Origin of the sequence: Gordonia iterans (assembly GCF_002993285.1) — a bacterium.
Taxonomy (GTDB): Bacteria; Actinomycetota; Actinomycetes; order Mycobacteriales; family Mycobacteriaceae; genus Gordonia; species Gordonia iterans.
In genome coordinates this window covers 17,428-35,721 of the sequence record NZ_CP027433.1, presented here as the reverse complement: position 1 = coordinate 35,721, position 18,294 = coordinate 17,428, and the positions used below count along the sequence as shown (strand labels likewise).

Annotated in this window: 15 protein-coding genes and 1 pseudogene; 7 read left to right on the top strand and 9 right to left on the bottom strand. The window is 69.3% G+C overall.

Annotated elements, in window-relative coordinates:
- The first annotated feature begins 13 nt into the window (after positions 1-13).
- Complete coding sequence (locus C6V83_RS00215; RefSeq protein ID WP_105940687.1) at positions 14-1,309, top strand: DNA polymerase III subunit delta'; 1,296 nt, start codon at positions 14-16, stop codon at positions 1,307-1,309.
- Positions 1,310-1,327: 18 nt separating this feature from the next.
- Here C6V83_RS00215 and C6V83_RS18450 read toward each other — a convergent pair whose 3' ends face one another.
- The gene (locus C6V83_RS18450) at positions 1,328-1,489 is read right to left on the bottom strand and encodes a hypothetical protein (protein WP_199832553.1); all 162 of its coding nucleotides are present in this window, start codon (positions 1,487-1,489) and stop codon (positions 1,328-1,330) included.
- Between the two features lie 167 nt (positions 1,490-1,656).
- Positions 1,657-1,905: a LuxR C-terminal-related transcriptional regulator gene (locus C6V83_RS00210; protein WP_407646289.1), complete on the bottom strand. Its 249-nt coding sequence runs from the start codon at positions 1,903-1,905 to the stop codon at positions 1,657-1,659.
- A gap of 195 nt (positions 1,906-2,100) precedes the next feature.
- Between C6V83_RS00210 and C6V83_RS00205 the strand changes: the two genes are divergently transcribed.
- On the top strand, positions 2,101-5,919 hold the full coding sequence (locus tag C6V83_RS00205) for an nSTAND1 domain-containing NTPase (protein ID WP_105940685.1): 3,819 nt from the start codon (positions 2,101-2,103) through the stop codon (positions 5,917-5,919).
- Between the two features lie 40 nt (positions 5,920-5,959).
- Here C6V83_RS00205 and C6V83_RS00200 read toward each other — a convergent pair whose 3' ends face one another.
- The 3 genes from C6V83_RS00200 to C6V83_RS00190 form a co-directional block, all read right to left on the bottom strand.
- Positions 5,960-6,889, bottom strand: coding sequence for an LLM class F420-dependent oxidoreductase (locus C6V83_RS00200; protein ID WP_105940684.1), 930 nt, complete (start codon positions 6,887-6,889; stop codon positions 5,960-5,962).
- Between the two features lie 131 nt (positions 6,890-7,020).
- Positions 7,021-8,040 (bottom strand): Rv2578c family radical SAM protein, encoded by a 1,020-nt coding sequence (locus C6V83_RS00195; RefSeq protein WP_105940683.1) that lies wholly within the window; start codon positions 8,038-8,040, stop codon positions 7,021-7,023.
- Between the two features lie 69 nt (positions 8,041-8,109).
- Positions 8,110-8,466: a PLDc N-terminal domain-containing protein gene (locus C6V83_RS00190; protein WP_105940682.1), complete on the bottom strand. Its 357-nt coding sequence runs from the start codon at positions 8,464-8,466 to the stop codon at positions 8,110-8,112.
- 202 nt (positions 8,467-8,668) lie between these two features.
- Between C6V83_RS00190 and C6V83_RS00185 the strand changes: the two genes are divergently transcribed.
- The 3 genes from C6V83_RS00185 to C6V83_RS00175 are packed head-to-tail and all read left to right on the top strand — an operon-like array spanning position 8,669 to position 11,880.
- Positions 8,669-9,496 (top strand): SDR family oxidoreductase, encoded by an 828-nt coding sequence (locus C6V83_RS00185; protein ID WP_105943611.1) that lies wholly within the window; start codon positions 8,669-8,671, stop codon positions 9,494-9,496.
- A gap of 40 nt (positions 9,497-9,536) precedes the next feature.
- On the top strand, positions 9,537-10,811 hold the full coding sequence (locus C6V83_RS00180; RefSeq protein ID WP_105940681.1) for an acyl-CoA dehydrogenase family protein: 1,275 nt from the start codon (positions 9,537-9,539) through the stop codon (positions 10,809-10,811).
- Positions 10,812-10,821: 10 nt separating this feature from the next.
- Positions 10,822-11,880: a phosphotransferase family protein gene (locus C6V83_RS00175; protein WP_105940680.1), complete on the top strand. Its 1,059-nt coding sequence runs from the start codon at positions 10,822-10,824 to the stop codon at positions 11,878-11,880.
- A 28-nt stretch (positions 11,881-11,908) separates the two neighbouring features.
- Here the strand turns inward: C6V83_RS00175 and C6V83_RS00170 are convergent.
- Positions 11,909-13,407, bottom strand: a pseudogene (locus tag C6V83_RS00170) (AMP-binding protein).
- Positions 13,408-13,419: 12 nt separating this feature from the next.
- On the bottom strand, positions 13,420-14,379 hold the full coding sequence (locus tag C6V83_RS00165; RefSeq protein ID WP_105943610.1) for a phosphotriesterase family protein: 960 nt from the start codon (positions 14,377-14,379) through the stop codon (positions 13,420-13,422).
- A 204-nt stretch (positions 14,380-14,583) separates the two neighbouring features.
- On the opposite strand from C6V83_RS00165, the gene C6V83_RS00160 reads away from it, so the two are divergent.
- Together C6V83_RS00160 and C6V83_RS00155 are read left to right on the top strand one after the other, a co-directional pair.
- Positions 14,584-15,285: a TetR/AcrR family transcriptional regulator gene (locus C6V83_RS00160; protein WP_105940679.1), complete on the top strand. Its 702-nt coding sequence runs from the start codon at positions 14,584-14,586 to the stop codon at positions 15,283-15,285.
- A 105-nt stretch (positions 15,286-15,390) separates the two neighbouring features.
- A complete protein-coding gene (locus C6V83_RS00155; protein WP_105940678.1) occupies positions 15,391-16,341 on the top strand; it encodes an NADPH:quinone oxidoreductase family protein in 951 nt (316 codons plus the stop codon).
- A 248-nt stretch (positions 16,342-16,589) separates the two neighbouring features.
- Here the strand turns inward: C6V83_RS00155 and C6V83_RS00150 are convergent, their stop codons facing one another.
- Positions 16,590-17,714, bottom strand: coding sequence for a tyrosine-type recombinase/integrase (locus C6V83_RS00150; RefSeq protein WP_159067406.1), 1,125 nt, complete (start codon positions 17,712-17,714; stop codon positions 16,590-16,592).
- Between the two features lie 116 nt (positions 17,715-17,830).
- Positions 17,831-18,283 carry a hypothetical protein gene (locus tag C6V83_RS00145; RefSeq protein WP_105940676.1) on the bottom strand — a complete coding sequence of 151 codons (453 nt, stop codon included), beginning with the start codon at positions 18,281-18,283 and terminating at the stop codon, positions 17,831-17,833.
- Positions 18,284-18,294 lie beyond the last annotated feature (11 nt).

Below are 18,294 nucleotides of genomic sequence, written 5' to 3'. Positions count from 1 at the left end.
TACCCTGGTCACTGTGACCAATGTCTTCGAGGGACTGATCGGGCAGGAGACGGTGGCGGCCGACCTGACCGCGGCCGCCCGCGCTGCTCGCGGCATCGCCGCCGAGCTGGAGCGGGTGGCGGACGGCGCCGTCTCGATGTTCGGGGACGACCTGGTGCCGGCCGGTCTGAACGGAACCGACGGGACCGGTGGATCGGCGATGACGCATTCGTGGCTGTTCACCGGGCCTGCGGGCAGCGGACGTTCGGTCGCGGCCACGAGTTTCGCCGCGGCGCTGCAATGCACGGACCCCGACGTCGTCGGCTGTGGCGAATGCCGGGCGTGCACGACGATCCTGGCGGGGACGCACGGGGACGTGCGGCACATCGTGCCCGAGGGGATCTCCATCTCGGTGGCGCAGATCCGCGACATCGTGCGCCTCGCTGCTCGCCGGCCGACCACCGGTCGCTGGCAGATCGTGATCGTCGAGGACGCCGACCGCCTCACCGAGCACGGCGCCAATGCGCTCTTGAAGGCGGTGGAGGAGCCTCCCGATCGGACGCTGTTCCTGCTCTGCGCACCGTCGGTCTCGCCCGAGGACATCTCGGTGACCCTGCGATCGCGCTGCCGTCACGTGGCGTTGACCGCGCCGTCCGCCGCCGACGTGGCTCAGGTGCTGATCCGGCGCGACGCCATCGATCCCGAGCGTGCCGAGTGGGCGGCGAGCGTCTCCGGCGGTCACATCGGCCGCGCGCGGCGTCTCGCGACGGACGAACACGCCCGAGCGCAACGCGACCAGGCGCTGGCCCTGGCGAGTGCGGCTGTGCGCGAGGGTGAGATGTACGCGGCGGGAGAAGCTCTGGTGAGCGCTGCGAAAAAGGTGGCCGACGAGATCGCCGCCGAACTCAACGAACCGGAGATGGCCGAACTGATGACGGCGCTCGGCGCCGGCGGTACCGGAAAGGGCACGGCGCGGCCCCCGCGCGGGAGCGCCGGACCGATCAAAGACCTGGAGCGCCGGCAGAAGGCGCGGCACACCCGCATCGTGCGGGACAACCTCGACCGCGCTCTCGTCGACCTGGCCGCCCTGTTCCGGGATGCGCTGACGCTGTCGACCGGAGCGACGGTGACGATGATGCACCCGGACAGGGTGGCCGACGTGTCATCGCGAATGGCCTCCTACGCCTCGCCGGAGAAGCTGCTCTGCTGTGTCGAAGCGGTCCTGGAATGCCGCGAGGCGCTCGACCAGAACGTGAAGCCGAAGTTCGCGCTCGACGCCCTCATGGTCCGGTTGGGCCAGAATCTGTCCCGCCGGTCCCGGCCGGCGTGATACCAGCAGGGCTGTCCGTCAGTCGTCGGAGGTCGGCTCGACGACGGCGGTGTCGTCGTCCTCGTCGTGATGGGCCAGGGGATCGTCTCCACCGGCGCCCTCGAGCACGGTCAACTCGTTGTCGATCGCGGCGGAAACGGCCTCAGCCTTCGCCTTGAGCTTGTCGGTGAAGTCGGACATCGGTCCTCCTGGGAAGCGAAGTGGCGTCACCCAACTATAGGGCGGCCGCGATTTTCGACGGCGACGGCGGTCTCGACTCCGCGGACCCTGAGCCTGTGGGCCCGAGCATGCGCCGGCGTCGGTCCAGGGGGCGCCGGGGATCGGACTGCGCGCGACAGGCGAGCCGATCACCACTCGTCGAGTGTGGTGTACCCGTCCTGTACCGCCCGGGCGAAGAGCGCGGCCTTGCGTTTCGCCGGACGACCGACCGCCGCGTACTTGGCGCGGATTCGCAGGATGTGGGTGCTCACCGTCGCCGCGCTGATGAACAGTTCCTGTGCGGCCTCCTCCTTCGACGTGGCACGCAGCCACGCCAGAAGCACCTCCACTTCGCGTGCCGAGAGGGTCGGCCGCGGCGGTGCCGCGACCGCGTGCAGACGGGGCGGCTGGGCGGAGTACGGGTGATCGTGTACGTCGGTGGGCGACTGATCGTTGGCAAGCACGTCGGACTCCTCGGGTTGTGGATAGGGTCATCGTGTCGCGCCTGCCGGCGGCCACGCGCGCCAAGAACGCCTGAAAGCCAAGTCGATACGTATTCCGATACGCTGACCTGCGAAAACGGAGGGACGAGGATGTCGGAGACCGTACGCCCGGACAGGGTCGGCAGTCGGGAGGATCTGGGCAGAGCGCTCACGGATCTGCGTTTGAGCGCCGAGCTGAGCGTGCGTGACGTCGCCGCGGAAGCCGATGCGCTGGTCGGAACGGTGGCCGGCTGGTTCGCCGGCCAGCACGCGCCGACCCGCGCCAGCCGTGAGATGTTCGAGCGAGTGCTGGCGGTGTGCGGGGTCGCCGAACCCGACGAGCGGGAGGCGTGGTGGTCGGCAGTCGAGCGGACCTCGAAGCGCCGGGGCCGCCGCCGGCCTCCGGTTCCGTCGCCCTACCGCGGTTTCGAATCGTTCACCGAGGGCGACGGCGATCGCTTCTTCGGCCGGGACGAGGTGATCGAACGCATGGTCACGCTCGTTCGCCTGCGCGCTGCGGGACTCCCGGTGCCCGACGACGGGCAGTCCGGTCCGGAGTCGCCCGCTTCGGGGCTGCACGGCGCCGTGGTGGTCGTCGGTGCGTCAGGCGCGGGGAAGTCGTCTCTCGTTCGGGCCGGTCTGGTCGCGCAGACCCGGGACGGGGCCGCGCTGTCCGGGATGCCGTCGGCGCTGATGGTTCCCGGGGACCGGCCGGGACCCGCACTCGAGTCGGCGCTGGAGTCGCTCGGCGACGCCGCGGGCCCGGCGCTCCTCGTCGTCGATCAGTTCGAAGAACTCTGGACTCAGACCGAGCCGCCGGTCCGCGCCGCCTTCTTCACGAAGCTCTCCGAGGCGTTGGCGGGACGGGCCCTGGTGCCGGTGATCGCGCTGCGGGCTGACTTCTACGCGTCGGCCGCCGAGGTGCCGGGGCTGGCCGAGGCGTTCGGCCAGGCGCAGGTGGTGGTCCCGCGGATGACCGAGGCACAGCTGCGCGAGGTGATCGTGAAGCCGGCGGAGGGGGCGGGGGCCGTCGTCGACGACGACCTGGTGACCCTCCTGCTCGAGGACCTCGCGGCGCCGGGTACGGGCGGCCGGGTCGACGCCGGAGTGCTTCCACTGCTCTCGCACGCGCTCCGTGCGACGTGGGAGCAGTCCGACGGACGCCGGCTCACCGTGGCCGACTACGTGAAGACCGGCCGGATCGGCGGCGCCGTGGAGCAGACCGCCGAGGAGGTGTACGACGACCTGCCCGCCGAGGAGCAGGAGATCGCCCGCGAACTGCTCCTGGCGATGGTGAACGTCGACGAGGACGCCGTGACCCGGCGACCGCTGTGCACCGCCGAGCTCAGTGGAGAACCGGCGCACCGTGTGGTCGAAGCCTTCGCCGACGCGCGACTGTTCACGCTCACCGCTTCGCAGGTCCAAGTGACCCACGAGGCGTTGCTGTCGGCGTGGCCGCGGCTGACCGGGTGGATCGATGCCGACCGCGAGCGGTTGCTGCTGCAGCGCCGGCTGCGCGGGCTGAGTGAACTGTGGGAGGCCGACGGCCGCCCCGACGACCTGCTGCCGGGCGGAGCGCGGCTGGAGATGTTCCGGCCGCTCCTCGACGACGGCGACGAAGCGGTCGTCGACCGTTCGCAGCGCGAGTTCCTGGAGGCCGGCTACGCGCGTGCTGCGGCGAACGAGGCCGTTGAGCGCGGCCGGGCCCGGAAGCTTCGGAGGTTCGCCTGGTCGGCGGCGATCTTCGGGCTGGTGGCCGTGATCGCCGCGGTGGTGGCGGTGGTCGCCGGCCAGAGTGCGGTGGATCAACGCAACGAAGCGGAACGCTCTCGCAACGAGACGCTGAGCCGGCAGCTGGCCATCCAGGCGAACCAGATGGTCGATCGTGATCCCTTCCTCGCCGGTCAGCTCGCGATGGTCGCCTACCGGCAGGCTCCGACCGTGGAGGCGCGCTCGACCCTGATCGACACGATGGCCCGCGGTGTTCCGGACCGCTTCCCCGGGGCCGGCGGCTCGCTGCTGCTCGCGCGCTCCGGATCGTTGCTGGCCGCCGCGAGCGGCAGCGGACAGGTCCGGCTCTTCCGGTTGGGCGAGCACGGTATCGACGAGCAGATCGGTGACTTCTCCGCCGTCGACCCCGCCGACCCGCACCTCGGGGGTGTCGCGGTGGCACCGGACGGCGAGACGCTCTATCTCGGCGGGCGCGGCCGGATCGACGTGTGGAACATCGCCGATGCGGCCGCACCGGTCAAGAAGGGCTCGCTGCCCGACGTGCGGGGCGACGCGAACGCCCTCGCGATCAGCCCCGACGGGAGCTACCTCGCCGCCGCCGAACTCGGGGCGGGTCTGCAGGTCTGGCGGCTGGCCGGCGACGGAGGCCGACCGGTGACGATCGACGGCGACACCGGTGATGTGGCGGGTGCGGTGGCGTTCTCGCCGGACAGCCGGGCGCTGGCGAGCAGCACCGCCAACCAGCGACTCGACTTCTGGACGGTCGACGGCGACCGGCTGCAGCACACGGCGGAGCTGGACCTGGGCTGGCGTGGCAATCAGCTGGCGCAGGGGCTGGCCTACAGCCCCGACGGCAAGAAGGTGTATGCGGCGCTGCGCAGCCGAACGGTCGACGTGCTCGACGTCGCCGATCCGGCGGCACCGCGTGTCGAACGCCGACTGGACGGCCACACCAGTTATGTGAGTGCCCTGGCGCTGTCCGACGACGGAGCCACCCTGGTGAGCGCCGGCGCCGACAACAGCGTGCTGGTGCACCAGTTGAACGACCCGGCCGCGGCGCCGCGCGCCCTTCCCACGGCCGCGAACTCGTCGGCGGTGGCGCTGGCGGGCCAGAATGTCGTCGTCGCGAGCGACGACGGCCGGGTGCAGGATTGGCCGCCGGCCACGGATCGGTTCACGGTCGGCAACAAGACGGTGTTCCAGATTCCGTTCGAGAGCTCCTCCGGCCGACTGCTGGCCGCCGACACCGAGTTGGACGGCCGGATCACGCAGTGGCGGATCGGTCCGGACGGGCCCGAACGGGCGGGGCCGGATCTGCCGCCCCCGCCGGGAGTGGTGTTCGCCGGTTCGGTGGTGCAGTCGGCCGACGGCGCCACCGCGACGCTGGGGTCGGTGTCGGGCACGGTCTACTTCGCCGACTTCTCTGATCCGGCGGAGCCCCGGATCGTCGGCTCGGTCGACGGGCACCCAGGACTGAACGAGACGGTCGACTACAGCCCGAAGACCGGGATCGCGGTGACCGGCGGAACCGACCAGCGGGTGCTGACCATCTTCGATGCGTCCGATCCGGCCGCACCGAAGAAGATCGCGACCTACGACCCCGGGGCGGGTGTGTGGTGGGCGTCGCTGAGCCCCGACGGACGGCGGGTCGCGGTGGCCACCAACACCGGTCAGGTACGCCTGCTCGACATGAGCGATCCCGCCAAGCCCCGCGCCTACCCGGATCCCGTGGCCTTCGGCGGCTCAGCGCTGGCGGTGCGGTTCGACGCCGAGGGCAACCGTCTGGTGGCCACGTCCGAGGACAAGACCGCGGTGGTGGTCGACGTCAGCGACCCGGAGAAGCCCCGGCAGATCGCGGAGATGTCCGGACCCGCCGGGCAGCTGTACAGCGCCACGTTCTCGCCGGACGGCAAGCGAGTCGTCGCCGGTGGCGCGAACTCGGAGATCTGGGTCTGGACGATCGACGACGACGGCGCGCGCGAGGACGTGGTGCTGCGCTCCTACCCCGGCACGGTGTTCGACGTCCGGTTCGTGAGCGACGACCAGATCCTGGCCGCGGGCCAGGCGGGAACCGTCGTCGCGTGGCAGCTGGATCCCAAGGACCTGGTCGACGAGGTGTGTGCCCGCCCCGGCGATCACATCAGCAGGGCCGAGTGGGACACCTATCTCCCCGGCGTACCCTACGACCCACCCTGCTGACCGACGTCGGACGGCGCGGCCCGACGGCGGGTGGATCCGGTCAGGCGAGTTGCGGAGCGACCTGCGAAGCCACCAGTTCCAGGTGGTCGACGTCGGACAGGTCGAGGACCTGGAGATAGATCCGGCTCGCCCCGGTGGACCGGAATCGCTCGATCGCGGCCACCGCCTCGTCGACGGTCCCGGCCACCCCGTTCTCGCGCAGCTCGTCCGGTTCGCGCCCGATCGCGGCGGCACGTCGTACGAACTCCTCCTGGGTACGCCCCACGCACAGCACCAGTGCGGCCGAATAGACCAGGTCGTCGCGCCGTCGCCCCGCCGCTTCGCAGGCGTCGCCGACGCGCTCGTACATCTCGGCGGCCTTCCCGGTGTCCACGAACGGAACGTTGAACTCGCTTGCGTACTTCGCGGCCAGCGCGGGAGTGCGCCTGGGTCCGGTGCCGCCGACGATGATCGGCGGACGCGGACGCTGAGCCGGCTTCGGCAGGCCCGGCGAATTCTCGACGCGCAGGCACTCCCCGGCGTAGTCGAAGGTCTCCCCCTCCGGAAGGTCCCACAGGCCGGTGACGATGTCGAACGTCTCCTCGAGCCGGGTGAAGCGCTCGCCGACCACGGGGAACGGGATCCCGTATGCGGCGTGCTCTTCGGCGAACCAGCCGGCGCCGAGCCCGAGCTCGACGCGGCCGCCGCTCATCTGGTCGGTCTGCGCCACTTGAATGGCGAGCTGGCCGGGGTGGCGGAAGGTCGCCGACGTGACCAGTGTGCCCAGCCGGATGCGCTCGGTCTGCACCGCCAGCGCGGCGAGGGTCAGCCAGGCATCGGTCGGGCCTGGCAGCCCGTCGGTGTTCATCGCGAGATAGTGGTCGGAGCGGAAGAAGGCGTCGAAGCCGAGGTCTTCGGTGGCGCGGGCGATGCGCAGGAGATCGTCGTACGTGGCGCCCTGCTGCGGTTCGGTGAAGATGCGGAGATCCATGCCCGCCATGATGCCCGCGGATGCGGCGAGCTGTCAGCGGGTGGACAGTTCCTCGACGACGCTCGCGCCGGTGAAGTACCGCGAATGGGTGCGATGGACGTCATCGAACGAAGGAGCGATCAGAGGATCGGTCAGAACAGAGTGAGGGCGGGCTCCCGGGGTGTGCTGTCGGCGGCAGGCGCCGCAGCTGCGGTGTCCGCGGGTGCCGGGCGAGCCAGGCCGTGGCGGGCGACGAGCGGGGTCATCTTCTCGCGCAGCCGCGCCGAATACTCCGGCCGGACGTAGCCGCCGCGGCCGTACAGGCTGCGATAGCGGCGGAGCAGAGCCGGATGCGTCTGGCCGAGCCATTCCAGGAACACTCCGCGCGTCGACCCGCGGAGATGCAGCGGGAACGCGGTGACCCGCGACGCCCCGGCGTCGGCGAGCGCAGCGAGGAGATCGTCGAGCTGTGATGCGTCATCGGTCAGATAGGGGATCACCGGCGCGACCATCACGTGCGGTGTGAACCCCGCATCGGCCAGCGCGGCGATCAGGTCGAGCCGGGCGCGCGGCGACGGCGCCCCCGGATCGAGTTGCTTGCGGAGGTCGTCGTCGAGCATGGCCAACGAGATGCCGACCTGCACGTCGACCGCGTGCCGGGCCGCTCGCAGCAACGGCAGGTCCCGCCGCAGCAGCGTGCCCTTGGTCAAGATCGACATCCCGGTGCCCGATTCGGCGAGTGCTCGGATGACGCCGGGCATCAGCCGGTACCGGCCCTCGGCGCGCTGATACGGATCGGTGTTGGTACCGAGGGCCACGGTCTCGCGCTGCCACGACTTGCGCCGCAGTTCCTTGCGGAGCACCGCGGCGACGTTGAGCTTCACCACGAGCTGCGAGTCGAAGTCGTCCGCGGGGTTCAAGTCCAAGTACTCGTGCGTGGGCCGGGCGAAGCAGTAGCGGCAGGCGTGGCTGCAGCCGCGCATGGTGTTGACCGTGTACTTGAACGGCAGTTGAGCGCCGTCGGGCAGCTTGTTCAGCGCGCTCTTGGCCAGGACCTCGTGGAACGTGATCCCCGCGAACTCGGGGGTCTGCACGGTGCGGACCAGGCCGGCCCGATCCAGGCCGGGCAGTCCGCCGTCGTCGGCATCCGCCGATTGACCCGCCCACCGCATGCAGCCATACGAACATATGTTCGGATAGTGGTCAAGTCTCGTGCCTGATCGCAGCACCGGTGGGCGGACTCAGTCGGGGTCGTCGGCCGAGCGTCTCCCCTCGGCCTCACGCGCCCGGCGGCGCTGTTCTTCGGCGCGTTCGCGGACCTTCCGGCGGACCTCCTCGTCGTCGCGCCGGGCGAGGGCTTCGCGGTATTCGGGGCGCTCGTACTCGGGCATGCCGGTCGGCCGGGGCGGGGCGGCGGCAGTTGCGCGCTCGGGGCGGCCCGCTGCGAACCAGATGATCGAGCCGACCAGGGGCAACAGGAGCACGATCAGCAGCCAGACCAGCTTGGGGAGGTGCCGTATCCGGTGTTCGTCGGCGGTGATCAGATCGATCAGGGCGACGATCCAGACGAGCAGGACGAGGATGCCCAGGTATGGCACCGTGCACCTCCGGAGTGCTGGGGAGCGGCCGACTTCTCAGCGTAGCCTCCGTGCCGGAGTCGGGTGCGGCATCCGGCCGTGGTCCGCCGCCGGTGTTCCGTGATCCCTGCGATCGGCGGTGACTTCTGTTACAGTCGAACATGAAACCATGTTCAACTCGGTGGTCGCGACGCTCCCGGGTGGAGACCAGGAGGGCATAACGGTGGACGTAGCTGGGCGGGTGGCCGTCGTCACCGGAGGCGGTGCCGGCATCGGGGCGGCGATCGCCGGAGCGCTGGTGGAACGCGGCGTGCGCGTGGTCGTGACCGACATCGATGCCGATGCCGTCGAAGAGGTCGCCGCCGGCCTCGATCGACGCACGCCCGGCGCCGTCGCGGCGCTGAGCGGAGACGCGTCCTCCGCCGCGCACATCGACGCCGCAGTCGCGCTGGCCGAGGAACGGTTCGGCGCGGTATCCCTCTACTTCGCGAACGCCGGTATCGCCGGTGGCCCGGGACTCGAGGCGACGGACGAGCAGTGGAGCGCGGCCCTCGACGTCAACGTGCTCGCCCATGTCCGGGCCGCGCGACGGCTGGTCCCGGAGTGGATCTCGCGCGGCGAGGGCTACTTCGTTTCGACTGCGTCGGCGGCCGGACTGCTCACCCAACTCGGCTCGGCCACCTATTCGGTCACCAAGCACGCGGCGGTGGGCTTCGCGGAGTGGCTGGCGGTCACCTACGGCGACCAGGGGATTCGCGTGAGTTGTCTATGCCCGATGGGCGTGGACACGCGGCTGTTGCGGCCCGGCGACATCGACGACGACTCGTCCGCGCAACTCATGCAGCGTGCGGTGGAATCGGCCGGTGAGGTCCTCACGCCCGAACAGGTCGCCGACGACGTGATGGCGGGAATCGCCGACGAGCGGTTCTTGATCCTCCCGCACCCGGAGGTGCTGACGATGTACCGCCACAAGGGCAGTGACTACGACCGCTGGCTGCGCGGCATGCGCCGGCTCCACCAGGGACTCGCCGAGTCCGGTCGTGGCGAGTAGCGCAGTCGACCGACACCCAGAAGATCCGTCAGGAGAGACAATGACCAACGCCCTGTTCGAACCGTCCGACCGCGCCGAAGAGTACCGACGGCGTCTGCTCGACTTCATGGAGACGCGGATCTATCCCAACGAGTCGGTGTACGAGCAGCAGATGCGGGAGTCCGCGGACCCGCACGCCAGCCCGCAGATTCTGCTGGACCTCAAGAAGGAGGCCAAGGCCGCCGGCCTCTGGAATCTCTTTCACCCGCACCCCGACTGGGGTCCCGGTCTGACCAATCTGGAGTACGCGCACCTCGCCGAGATCATGGGACGGGTGGTGTGGGCGCCGGAGGTGTTCAACTGCAACGCTCCCGACACCGGGAACATGGAAGTCCTGACGCTGTTCGGCAACGACGAGCACAAGGATCGCTACCTGCGTCCCCTGCTCGACGGCGAGATCGCGTCGGCGTTCGCGATGACCGAGCCCGCGGTGGCCAGCTCTGACGCCACCAACGTGGAACTGCGCATGGAGCGGGACGGCGACGAGTACGTGCTCAACGGGCGGAAGTGGTTCGCCTCCAACGCGGTTCGTCCGGACTGCAGGGTGCTGATCGTGATGGGCAAGACAGATCCGTCCGCTCCGACGCACCGCCAGCAGTCGATGATGGTGGTGCCGACGGATGCTCCGGGCCTGACGATCGTGCGGAACCTCCCGGTCTTCGGGTACGTCGACCGCGAGAGCCACGGCGAACTGGTCTTCGAGAATGTGCGGGTTCCGGCGAGCGATGTTCTGAAGGGCGAGGGTGAAGGGTTCGCCATCGCCCAGGCGCGTCTCGGGCCGGGCCGGATTCATCACTGCATGCGCACCATCGGGATGGCCGAACGCGCACTCGAGTTGTTGTGCGCGCGCGCCACGCGGCGGGTCACCTTCGGTGCACCGCTGGCCGACCGGGCCAACATCCAGGATTGGATCGCCGAGGCGCGGATCGACATCGAGATGGTTCGGCTGCTGACGCTCAAGGCCGCGCACATGATGGACACGGTCGGCAACAAGGCGGCGGCGACCGAGATCGCAGCCATCAAGGTGGCGGCGCCGAACGTGGCGCTCAAGATCATCGACCGGGCGATTCAGGTGCACGGCGGCGCGGGCGTCACCGACGATTTCCCGTTGGCCATGGCCTACGCGCACATCCGGACGCTCCGGCTGGCCGACGGGCCCGACGAGGTCCACAAGAGGGCCATCGCGCGCCGTGAACTCCGCCCCTATCGGGACGCCGCAGCCGTCCCCGAAGCGGTCGCCGGCGTGTCCGACGACGCACTGAGCGCGCGGTACTGAAAGGCCTCGGATGGATGAGAACCACGCACGCACGCCTGCGCCTGCCGAGATTCCCGGTGTCGACATCAGCGGACTCCGAAAGTGGTTGGCGCGGATAGGCATCGAGCCGGACGGAGAGCTGGCGGCGCAGCGGATCGGCACCGGTCAGTCGAATCTCACGTACCTGCTCACCGACCGCGCCGGTGATCGGTGGGTGCTACGCAGACCGCCGCTCGGAACGCTGCTGGCCTCGGCGCATGACGTGGCTCGGGAAGCCCGGATCCTGTCGGCGCTGGCCGGCACCGACGTACCGGTGCCGAAGGTGCACGGTGTGTGCACCGACGAGACGGTCAGCGAGACGCCCCTCGTGGTGATGGAGTTCGTGGACGCTACGGTGCTGGACAATCTCCCGGCGGCGGAGGCGATGAGTGCGGCGGCGAGGCGAACCCTCGGGGCGTCGATGATCGACACGTTGGCGCATGTGCACGCGCTCGACGTCGAGCAGGTCGGCCTCGCCGATCTGGCGAGCCACAAGCCGTACGCACAGCGCCAGCTCAAACGCTGGAGCGCGCAGTGGGAGAAGTCGAAGACTCGCGAGGTGCCGGCGCTCGATGCGCTCACCCGCCGACTGGCCGCGGACGTTCCGGCGCAGCAGGAGGTCCGGCTGGTCCACGGCGATTTCCACATCAGGAACGTGCTGGTCGATCCGGCCGTCGGCCGGGTGCGCGCCGTATTGGACTGGGAGTTGTCGACGCTCGGAGATCCTCTGGCCGACATGGGCAGCACTCTCGCCTACTGGCCCGCTCCGGGTGAGCTTCCGCTGTCGGCGGCGCCGGTGGAACTGCTGGAGGGATTCCCCGATCGGGACCAGCTGGCCGCCGAGTACGTCGCGCGGACTGGACGGGATGCGCGTGCGCTCCGCTATTGGCACGCGCTGGGGCTGTGGAAGGTCGCGATCATCGCCGAGGGTGTGCTGCGGCGCGCGCAGGACAACCCGCAGAACCGGGCGAAGGCCGGTGTGCCGACCGCCGACGTCGTCGACGTACTGGTCACGAAGGCGACCGAGGTGGCCGATTCCGCGGGCTTGTGAGGTCCCCGGCCGCTGTGCGGCCGCTCACTCAGTGGTCGGCAGTGGTCAGGCCGTCACGGTCGATGGCGCGTTTGAGGATCTTGCCGGTGGCGCCCTTGGGCAGTTCGTCGACGTAGGTGATCACACGCGGCACCTTGTACGCGCTGAGCTGCTCCTTGCACCATGCGCGCAGCGCGTCCGGATCCAGGTCGGCGTCGGCGCGCACGGCGACGACGGCGGCGACCTCCTCGCCGTAGTGGTCGTCGGGAACGCCGAGGACGGCGGCTTCCACGATGTCCGGGTGGGTGTAGAGCACCTCTTCGACCTCCGGGGATAGACGTTGTAGCCGCCGCGAATGATCAGGTCCTTCTTGCGGTCGACGATGCGGACGTCTCCGTCGGTGTCGATCGTGCCCAGATCGCCGGTCGCCAGCCAACCGTCGTGCAAAGCCTCCGACGTCGCGTCGGGACGATTCCAGTAGCCCTTCATCACCGACGGTCCGGACAGGAAGATCTCACCGACCGACCCCGGCGGCAGCGGCCGGCCGTCGGGGCCGCGGACCTCTGTGCGGAACCCGGGCAGAGCTCGGCCGACGGTACCGGTCTTGGGTGGAGCGGTGAGGTCCCGGAATGTCGCCGCACCGGACGTTTCGGTGAGTCCGTACCCCTCGAGGAGGGTGGCGCCGAAGCGTTCTTCGAACGCGCGAATCACTTCGCCGGGCAGGGAGGCTCCGCCGGAGCAGGCCAGCCGCAGGTCGGCGAAGTCGTCGGACGAATATCCGGCGCCCTGCTGCAGCAACGCATTCCACATCGTCGGCACACCGCACGCGATGGTGATGCGCTCGTCGCGCAGCCGGTCCATGAACGTCGCGGGTGCGAACGGGCTGAGGAGCGAGAGGGTGCCGCCCCAGGTGAGGGCGTCGTGCATCACCACCAGTTGACCGAAGCAATGGAACAGCGGCAGGGCGGTAGCCCACCGCTCGTGGTCGCCCAGTCGCAGCGCGTCGCGGAATGCGATCGGCACGGCGTCGACGTTCGCGACGGTCAGCTGAGCGCCCTTCGGTCTGCCGGTGGTGCCCGAGGTGTAGAGGATCACGGCGGTGTCGTCGGAGGCTCGTTCCGTCAGGTCCGCCGATCGCGGCGGGACCGCTGTGGACTCGTACGGGCCCAGTTCGGTGAACGGGAGGCCGCGGTGGGCGGCGACCGAGGCCGCCGCGGTGCGGCAGCCGTGCCACGCCACGATCGACGATGCGCCGGAATCCTCGGCGACGTAGTCGATCTCGGGGGCGGTCGACATGACGTTCATGGTGATCACGGTCGCGCCCAGAGCATGAAGGCCGTAGTAGGCGATGACGAACTCGGGAATCGACGGAGCGATCAGCAGGACGCGTTCCGCGTGTCGGGTGCCGTGACCGGCGAAGACCTGCGCGGCCGCTGCTGCATGGTCGCGAAGTCGGGCGTAGGTCAACCGGCGATCGCCGTCGCGCACGGCGATCCGGTCGGGCAAGGAGTCGGCGTTGCGCCACAGGGCGGCAGCGGGATTAGGCATGTCGCGGGAGCCTCACTCGAAGTAGGCGCGCGGAACGTCGACGAGCATCGTGGTGATCTGCCGGCCGGTGACCCCGCGCTCGCGCAACGCGGGCAGCACGTCTTCGCTGATGTGGCGGAAATTCCACTTGGGCACGGCCTGGCGCTTGGCTTCGGGATCGAACCAGTCGATGAAGCACGACGCGTCGTGGGCGAGGGCCATCCGGTCGGCGTACCCCCGCTCGGCGAGTTGAACGATCGTGTTGATCCGGTCGTCGAACGGCAGGAGCACGTCGAGCCCGAACCGGTCCATGCCGAGGATGGAGCCCGCGTCGGCCAGTTCCATCAGATAGTCGAGGTCGGTGGAGTCGCCGGAGTGGCCGATCACCACCTTGCGGAGGTCGACGCCTTCCTCTTGCAGCACCCGCTGTGCCACGAGGCCGGAACGGGTGTGCGGATTGGTGTGCACGGTGATCGGTGCACCAGTCTGCACCGAGGCCTGGCCGACGGCACGCATGACCCGCTCGACCCCCGGGGTGAGGCCGGGTTCCTCGATGGCGCACTTGAGGAACGCCGCCCGCACGCCGGTGTCGGCGATTCCCTCGGTCAGGTCCCGGACGAAGAGCGTCACCAACGGCTCCGGGCAGTCGAACAGCAGGCCCGGGCCCGTGTAGTGGAATTGGAACGGGATGTCGTTGTATGTGTACAGGCCGGTGGCGACGACGATGTTCAGTTCGGTCTGTGCGGCGATCCGCTGGATCCGGGGAATGTAGCGGCCCAGACCCAGCACCGTCGGATCGAAGATCGTGTCGATGCCCAGACCCTTGAGCTCGTTGAGGTCGCGTACCGCGTCGGCGATCTTCTCCTCCTCGTTCCAGTCGTACTGGTAGTTCTCCCGGTGCTCTTCGCCGAGCACGAAGATGTGCTCGTGGACCAGGACGTTGCCCAACTGAGCGGAGTCGACGGGGCCGGTGACAGTTTGCACGGTGCTCAAGGACATTGCCCTTCGGACGGGCGGCGACGGCCGCGGTGTCGGGTGCGGGCCGGCACTCGGCTCACACGGTCGCAAAGCGTGATGTGCATCACTCTCGCTCTGCCGATTCTGGCCCAATATGAATCTGACGTCAACCTCATATTTGCTCTCCGTGTCCCGCAGAGCGGGCGCAGAACGGCGCGAGGGGAGTACTAGGGTGTTGGCATGACCTCGGAGAACGACGTGCCCGACGAGGCTCCCGCGCTATTCGATCCGGACAAGTTGGGGGTCACTCCGCAGACGGAGCGTGGACGCCGGACCCGGTCGGCGCTGATCGCCGCTGCCCGGCGCGTCTTCGAGCGGGACGGCTTCGTCGACTCCCGTTTGGTCGACATCGTCGCCGAGGCGAATTGCTCGATCGGGAGCTTTTACACCTGGTTCGAGAGCAAGGACGAGGTGTTCGCGGCTGTCCTCCACGAGGCGCAGAGCGACATGATGCATCCGGGGACCGGCCGGATCGAAGAGACCGACGACCCGGTCGCCATCATCGCAGCGAGCAATCGCGCGTATTTCGAGGCGTATCGCCGGAACGCGCGACTGAATCATCTGCTCCAGCAGGTCGCCGCCGTCGACCCGCGCTTCCGGGCGATGCGGATCGCCCGCACCAACGCCTTCGTCGCGCGCAATGCCCGCGCGATCGCGGATCTGCAGTCGCGCGGACTCGCCGATCGGCGTGTGGAGGCCGAACTGGCCGCCACGGCCTTGTCCGGCATGATCTCCCGCTTGGCCTACGACACCTATGTCATCGCGGGCGACGATGCCCCTGAAGAGGGATTGTCGGACGCGACGGATCGCCTCGTGGAGTCGGCCACCCGCATGTGGACCAATGCCCTCGGGCTGACCACGCCGGAACTGCGCGCCGACTGAATCCTGCGGCGAGGCGCCTGCGATGCGGCCGCCTACCAATAGTTGAGTTCGGATTCAAGTTGTGTCAGGGTGGCGCGAAGAACCGTGAGCGAAAGGACCCACTCCGTGCGCGCCATCCAGATCACCACCCTCGACGGCCCGGAGGCCGTCGAACTCGTCGACATCCCCGAGCCGGCCGACCCCGGTCTGGTGACCATCGCCGTGCAGGCCGCCGGCGTCGCGTTCCCGGAACTGCTCCAGAGCCGGGGTCTGTACCAGGTGAAGCCCGCACTTCCCTTCGTTCCCGGTGCGGAGGTGGCGGGCATCGTCGAAAACGCGCCGGAAGGCAGCGGGTTTGCCCCCGGGGATCGGGTGGCCGCGCTCACCCTGCTGGGCGGGTTCGCCGAGCGCGCCCAGGCGCAGCCTCATCTGACCTTCGCGCTGCCCGACGAGGTCTCGTTCGAGGACGGTGCCGCCTTCACGTTCAACTACGCCACCTCGTACTTCGCGCTCGTCGAGCGCGGCGGCCTGGCTGCCGGGGAATCGGTGCTGGTGCACGGCGCCGCCGGCGGCATCGGCACCGCGGCGATCCAGATCGCCAAGGCGTTCGGTGCGGGCCGCGTCGTCGGAGTGGTCTCCTCCGAGGAGAAGGCCGAGGTGGCCCGCGCCGCCGGGGCAGACGACGTGGTCCTGGCCGACGGCTTCCGCGACCAGGTCGCCGGCAAGGTCGACATCGTCGTCGATCCGGTCGGCGGCGATCGCTTCACCGATTCGCTGCGGACGCTCGCCGAGCACGGGCGGCTGCTGGTCATCGGCTTCACCGCGGGTGAGATCCCGACGGTCAAGGTCAACCGGCTCCTGTTGAACAACATCTCCGTCATCGGCGTCGGCTGGGGCGCCTACGTCCTTCCGCGTCCCGGGCACGTCGCCGCCGAGTGGGAAGCCATGCTGCCGCACCTGCGCAGCGGCGCCCTGAAGCCGCTCATCGGGGCGCGCTACCCGCTGGACGAGGCGGCGCGCGCGCTCCTGTCGCTCGAGGGTCGGACCGTGACCGGCAAGGTGATCCTGCTGCCCTGAGGGTCCGGCGGCTGTGGCTTCACTCTGCCGGCGCGGTGACCGGAGTAAGGAGCCCAGGTCAGATACTGCGTCTGACCTGGGCTTCTTTGAGCCGCCTAGGAGAATCGAACTCCTGACCTATTCTCAGAACTGGGTCATGCCTCATTCGAACGCGCATTGACCTGGTTGGACTCGCCATAACATCCGACCAGGTGTTTTCGTGTCCAACATTGTCAGCACGTGTTCGAACATGTTCAGCGGCGTCAGGGTCAATTCCGGGGATATTCCGGGGATTCAGGTGCCAGCAAGTCCAGCACGTCGGACACGTCCGGCGCTACCACAGACCGCTCGACGTAGTGCTTCGCTGTCACTGCCGACCCCGCGTGGCCGAGCTGCTTCGACGCCGCCTCCAACGACGACTCCCGCTCCACCAACGTCGCCACGGTCTTGCGGAACGTGTGCGGCTTCACCCACTTCCACTCGTCGCCCCGCGCGGCCCGCAACTGCGTCCGCAGATTCGACGGAGACCGCAGGGTGCCGGTGCTCGACGGGAAGATCACGTCGTGCGGGTTCTTCTTCGCCGTCGTCTTCAACCGCAGCAATGTGGCGACAGCGAAGCGCGGCAGATGCACGGTGTAGCGGTCCTTCGCCTTCCGGTGCTCCTGCCGGACCAGGCCGCCCCCGTTCTTCCTCCCGCCGGGCAGATCCACCAACGTCCCGCAGATGTGCGCCGTTGGACGCTCAGATTCCAGATCGACGTCCTGCCAGCGCAGCGCGAGAACCTCGCCGATCCGCGCGCCGGTCGCGAGCTGCAAGTCCACGATGTCGAGCAGATCGGTCGCCCGCGGCTTCCCACCCCGCTTGATCGGCCGCCCATCCTCATCGGTGGGGCCGGCCATCCACAGCCGGATGCACTCGCGGTACGCCTTCAACTCGTCCATCGTGAGCGCTCGCGGCGCCTCCCGCTGCGAGCGCGCGATCACAACTTCGCGGGCCGGGTTCTCGCCGTCATACGCGTCGTGCCGGATCGCGAGGCCCATCATGCCGCGGATCGTGCGCCGCAAGTTCGCCGCCTTCGACGGCTTGTCGGCGGCCTCGACTCCGATGAACCACTCGACGGTCGCCGTCGACAACTCGCTGATCCGCAGCGCGCCGAGTCCCTCCTTCACCACGTCGCGGTAGTACCGGTAGTCCGGGAGCGACTGGTCGGCGACGTCGCCGGACGCCTCTACCTGGTTCATCCACATGTCGGCCAGGTCAGCGATCATCGTGTCCGGCCCGAGAACGATCGACGGTGCGCCAGGTCGGGTGCGGCCGGCGGTCGCTGCTCGCTCGACGGCGCGCGCTTTCACTCGGTCGGCCGCCGCAGTCTTCGACGGCCCGTCCGCCTGCACCGAGCGCACCTTCCCATCCCGGCACCGCACATCGCATCGTGCCCGGATCTTCTTCGGGCCGATCGTCTCGAACCGAATCTGCCCGTACTCACCAACCTCCAGCCGCCGACGGCCCATCAGCAGCCGTCCAGCCGCCAAGCGCCGTTGATGAACGTCCACTGCTCAGGCTTCATCGTGCCCTTCCCGTCGTACGACTTCGACACGACGAGCGCCGAGTCTCCGTTCATGGTGATCAGGTATTCGGGTTCGCCCGAGAAGTCGCGGCCGGATCCGGGGCCGTAGGCCTCGGCCATTCCGGACGCGAGAGTGTCGGCGTCGACCTCACGTTGACAGCGCGGCGACAGGTAGTCGTAGGCCTTGTCCCATTGACCACGCTGCGGGACGGTGCGGTAGTAGTCGGCCAGCGTCGCGCGGAGCGCGGCTTCGCTGTTGGGCGCGGGAGCGCTCGAGGTCACCACGGGCGCCGACTGCTGCTGCGGGCCCTCGGCGGTCGTGTTGTCGCTTGACGAGCATGCAGCGAGTGCGAGCGCTGCCACGGCACCGGCGAGCGTGCTGGTGATGGTTCTCATTCGGATCTCCT

Excerpts from the sequence above, each read along its gene's own strand:
- C6V83_RS18450 (WP_199832553.1), bottom strand. The coding sequence starts at position 1,489 with ATGTCCGACTTCACCGACAAGCTCAAGGCGAAGGCTGAGGCCGTTTCC.
- C6V83_RS00205 (WP_105940685.1), top strand. The coding sequence starts at position 2,101 with ATGTCGGAGACCGTACGCCCGGACAGGGTCGGCAGTCGGGAGGATCTG.
- C6V83_RS00200 (WP_105940684.1), bottom strand. The coding sequence starts at position 6,889 with ATGGATCTCCGCATCTTCACCGAACCGCAGCAGGGCGCCACGTACGAC.
- C6V83_RS00195 (WP_105940683.1), bottom strand. The coding sequence starts at position 8,040 with ATGCGGTGGGCGGGTCAATCGGCGGATGCCGACGACGGCGGACTGCCC.
- C6V83_RS00180 (WP_105940681.1), top strand. The coding sequence starts at position 9,537 with ATGACCAACGCCCTGTTCGAACCGTCCGACCGCGCCGAAGAGTACCGA.
- C6V83_RS00175 (WP_105940680.1), top strand. The coding sequence starts at position 10,822 with ATGGATGAGAACCACGCACGCACGCCTGCGCCTGCCGAGATTCCCGGT.
- C6V83_RS00160 (WP_105940679.1), top strand. The coding sequence starts at position 14,584 with ATGACCTCGGAGAACGACGTGCCCGACGAGGCTCCCGCGCTATTCGAT.
- C6V83_RS00145 (WP_105940676.1), bottom strand. The coding sequence starts at position 18,283 with ATGAGAACCATCACCAGCACGCTCGCCGGTGCCGTGGCAGCGCTCGCA.